Origin of the sequence: Frateuria sp. YIM B11624 (assembly GCF_049727805.1) — a bacterium.
Taxonomy (GTDB): Bacteria; Pseudomonadota; Gammaproteobacteria; order Xanthomonadales; family Rhodanobacteraceae; genus Frateuria_A.
The window spans coordinates 1-803 of record NZ_JBCNYA010000066.1; the positions used below are offsets into that span (position 1 = coordinate 1).

Sequence of the window (803 nt, forward strand, 5' to 3'; positions counted from 1 at the left end):
CGCTCCAGCGCCTGCACGTCCTTGGGGAAGCACGAGCCGCCGTAGCCGGCGCCCGGGTAGATGAAGTGGTAGCCGATGCGCGGGTCCGCGCCGATGCCGCGGCGCACCTGTTCGATGTCCGCGCCCACCCGCTCGGCGATGTTGGCGATCTCGTTCATGAAGCTGATCTTGGTCGCCAGCATCGCGTTGGCCGCGTACTTGGTCAGCTCCGCCGAGCGCTCGTCCATCACCACCGTGCGGTCATGGTTGCGGTTGAACGGCGCGTACAGCTTGCGCAGTACCTGGGTGGCGCGCTCGCTGGAACTGCCGATCACGATGCGGTCCGGCCGCAGGCAATCCTCCACCGCGTCGCCTTCCTTCAGGAACTCCGGGTTGGAGACCACATCGAACGGGATCACCGCGCCGCGCTCGGCCAGCGCGTGGGCGATGGTCGCGCGCACCTTGTCGGCGGTGCCCACCGGCACGGTCGACTTGTTCACCACTACCGCGTAGCGGTTGAGGTGCGTGCCGATGCTGCGCGCCACCTCCAGCACGTAGCGCAGGTCGGCGCTGCCGTCCTCGTCCGGCGGCGTGCCCACGGCGATGAAGATCACCTCGCCGTGCGCAATACCGGCGGCCGCCTCGGTGGTGAAATCCAGCCGGCCGCTCTCGTGGTTGCGCCGGACCATCGGCGACAGGCCCGGCTCGAAGATCGGCACCTCGCCCTGCTTCAGGCGCGCGACCTTCCCCGCGTCCACGTCCACGCACAGTACGTGGTTGCCCATCTCCGCCAGGCAGGTGCCGGTGACCAGGCCCACGTAGCC

The 803-nt window shown here is 69.2% G+C and carries 1 protein-coding gene; it reads right to left on the reverse strand.

Going from position 1 to position 803, the window contains the following annotated elements; translation table 11 throughout:
* The coding region (locus AAIL17_RS18205; RefSeq protein ID WP_424684240.1) for a UDP-glucose dehydrogenase family protein at positions 1–803 on the reverse strand (803 nt) is incomplete at both ends.